Below are 3,042 nucleotides of genomic sequence, written 5' to 3'. Positions count from 1 at the left end.
TACTGTTATAAAAAGTTCATTCTTTTGAATGATGATTCGTTAAGAATTTTCGAGAATCGTATGTGTTTCACTGTTTAATTATCAAGGTTGTTTGTCTGTCATCTCTTTTCGACAGCTTGTTCACTTTATCATATCTTTCAGATCTTGTCAAGCACTTTTTTCAAAAGTTTTCCAGACCCTCAAGAAGCTGTATAAAGTTGTTTGTTTCTGTCGTTCTGTTCAAGCGACTTGGTTACTTTATCATAAGTTCAGTCATTTGTCAACAGTTAATTTGAATTTTCTGAAAATTATTTTATTTTTCAGCATTTCAGAAGCAATTCCTTGCGACAGTTTGTTTACTATACCACTATCGCAAGGAATCGTCAAGCACTTTTTACAAAAAAGTTTATATTTTTTTGTGCAGATTGTTTTCCAGCATATGTTGATGCAAATACTTTTCCCTGGTAGCTAAACCACCTCTGATATGTCTCTCTGATTTATTCACCTCCAACACAGCCCTGGCCTGCCTTGCAAGTGCTGGATTTAAGCTTGCAAGTCTGGTCGTCACGTCCTTATGTACTGTGGACTTTGATATCCCAAACCTTTTTGCAGTCTGCCTTACAGTTGCCCTAGTTTCGATAATATAATTTCCAATCTCTACTGCCCGCTCTTCAATATACTCTTTCAAAAAAAACGCCTCCGCCGACGCTGTTTTTACAGTGTATGCAGAGGCGCTATATTTATATGTAAGAAAACGTTCCGTAATATTTTGCAGTTAAATAATTTCCATATTCTTCGTACATATTATAAAGTACATTATATTTTCTCAAAAAAATGATACTCATACAAATTAGTCAGCTTCTTTCCTGTAAGCGCTGCGTAAGCCCTCAGTAAAGAAGAGCCGCATCCTGCTGCGCCTACATAAAGTCCCGGGTAGCTTACTACTCTGGTGGGGATGGTTCTCCACCAACTGTCGTACCAGGTTCGGCTGCCTCACTGGCAAAATCCAGATATTTCCGGATTCCAGTGCGACGATATACAATATCCAGAAAAACAATAAATCCGCCATCTGCAGTAATATCCTCCTGCTCGCTCCAAAACAACCCGCGTTCATCTCAAGAAGCTGCCTCCATAAGAATATCCGCTGTGCGCAGTACGAAATCGCGATATTCCTGCTTCCTTGTCACCTGATAAAGATCCTCCAGGAAATAGGCTTCTCCTACCGGTCCGTTATAAGCTCCTGCCGCCCATCCCGGCACAGGAATGATTCCTTTCACCTCCGAATGTAAGTAAGGTATGCTGATACCATTCAGGACCAACCTGCGTAGCAATAATATGCGCAGCCGCTTCTTCTGCTTCTTTCAGCCATCTCTCATCACTAGTGGCTTCATAAAGACGGATCAGGAAAATTCCGATTCCAGCTGAACCGTCATACATACTTTTTGACGTAAACATAGGAACATCTTCACGATATCCTTCCTGTCCCTCCGGAAGCGCTTTCCAGCTCCTTCCATACTCTGTGTCTTCACCGCCAGCGTGTCGATCCAACTCGCTGTCTCTATCGCTGCTCGAAGATAATCTTCTGCAGTATTCTTATGAAAAATTCTTGGACCTATCCTTTTATTCATCTGATGGCCCGCCACTTCTGCACTTTAGCATAAAACTTTCAGCTCTTCACTGCCATTTTTCCGCTTTTGAAAGTGGTTTTTCCTTTCGTTAATGTTGTTGTAAAATATGCTCTTGTTTTCATAGTATGTCAATAGGTTTTATTGATATAGTTTGCCATCAGGCCTCAACAAAGGCTTTCTTCTGTTCTTCCATCATTTTATATATCGAATCACTATTTTTACCCCTTTGCCCTTAAGGAAAATTTTCAATATATTTTCCGTTTTCAAAAAATTCTTAACAATCCTTACAGAGTACCATGAATCATCATATTTTTATATGGAATAAGCTCCTAAAATCTGCTATTATAGAAAACGTTGAATGTACAAATTTATTTTAAACGACAGAGGTGTTAGGCATGAGTTGGTATAACGAGGCAGTTTTTTATCACATTTATCCACTGGGGTTGACAGGAGCGCCGAAGCAGAATGAGTATGGGGAGCCTGTGCATAGGCTGAATACGCTTCTTCCGTGGATCGATCATATTAAAGAAATCGGGTGCACCGCTTTATATATAGGTCCTTTATTTGAAAGTGTGGGACATGGTTATGAGACTACTGATTACAGGAAGCTTGACTCCCGTCTGGGTGACAACGAGGATCTGAAGAATTTCGTTGCAACCTGCCATGAAAAAGGGATCAAGGTTATCTTCGATGGCGTATTCAACCACACCGGACGTGACTTTTTCGCATTTAAAGATATTCAGGAGAAGCGACAGAATTCACCTTATGTAAACTGGTACTGTAATGTGAACTTCTCTGTAAATACCGAATACAACGATGGTTTTTCCTATGAAAACTGGGGCGGATATAATCTTCTGGTAAAATTAAACCAGCGCAATCCTGATGTGCAGAACTACATCTGCGATGTGATCCGTTTCTGGGTTTCTGAATTTGATGTGGATGGTATCCGTCTTGACGCTGCGGACGTTCTGGACTTTGATTTTATGAAACAGTTGCGCCGCACCGCTGAGGAAGTGAAACCGGATTTTTGGCTGATGGGCGAAGTTATCCACGGCGATTACAGCCGCTGGGTAAATGGCAGCACCCTTCACAGTGTTACAAATTATGCACTTCACAAGGCTCTTTACAGCGGACACAATGACCATAACTATTTTGAGATCGCGCATACTGTAAAATATCTGCAGAACATGGGCGACCTTGATCTTTATAATTTCGTGGACAACCATGATGTAGAACGAATTTACACCAAACTTTCCAATAAGGCGCATTTTGCTCCAGTTCATGTGCTTCTCTACACCCTTCCGGGAGTTCCAAGTATTTATTATGGTTCTGAATTTGGAATTGAGGGACGTAAGGAAAGAACCTCAGATGACAGCTTAAGACCAGCCTTAAATCTTGCTGATTATGCTGACGCAGTGGAGAAAAATCCTTGCAC

General features: G+C 40.9%; 5 protein-coding genes. 1 reads left to right on the top strand and 4 read right to left on the bottom strand.

The annotated features are described in order from the left end of the window. Nucleotides 1–385: 385 nt before the first annotated feature. From spoIIID to AB5642_RS19010, 4 genes are all read right to left on the bottom strand, one after another. Nucleotides 386–667 (bottom strand): sporulation transcriptional regulator SpoIIID, encoded by a 282-nt coding sequence (spoIIID, locus tag AB5642_RS19025; protein ID WP_118583748.1) that lies wholly within the window; start codon nucleotides 665–667, stop codon nucleotides 386–388. 253 nt (nucleotides 668–920) lie between these two features. Further along, nucleotides 921–1,082 carry a hypothetical protein gene (locus AB5642_RS19020; RefSeq protein WP_173719609.1) on the bottom strand — a complete coding sequence of 54 codons (162 nt, stop codon included), beginning with the start codon at nucleotides 1,080–1,082 and terminating at the stop codon, nucleotides 921–923. A gap of 12 nt (nucleotides 1,083–1,094) precedes the next feature. Then, complete coding sequence (locus tag AB5642_RS19015) at nucleotides 1,095–1,238, bottom strand: hypothetical protein (protein WP_173719608.1); 144 nt, start codon at nucleotides 1,236–1,238, stop codon at nucleotides 1,095–1,097. Further along, entirely contained in the window at nucleotides 1,210–1,527 is a 318-nt protein-coding gene (locus tag AB5642_RS19010) for a lanthionine synthetase LanC family protein (RefSeq protein WP_173719607.1), read from the bottom strand. Before AB5642_RS19010 ends, AB5642_RS19015 begins: the two co-directional genes overlap by 29 nt. 475 nt (nucleotides 1,528–2,002) lie before the next feature. On the opposite strand from AB5642_RS19010, the gene AB5642_RS19005 reads away from it, so the two are divergent. Next, the coding region (locus AB5642_RS19005; protein WP_368371856.1) for an alpha-amylase family glycosyl hydrolase at nucleotides 2,003–3,042 on the top strand (1,040 nt) is incomplete at its 3' end.

The sequence above is a fragment of the Ruminococcus sp. 1001136sp1_2201st1_G3_2201SCRN_220225 genome, assembly GCF_040924365.1.
Taxonomy (GTDB): Bacteria; Bacillota; Clostridia; order Lachnospirales; family Lachnospiraceae; genus Blautia_A; species Blautia_A faecis.
The sequence above is the reverse complement of the archived record's forward strand: the minus strand, read 5'-3'. Positions and strand labels throughout refer to the sequence as shown.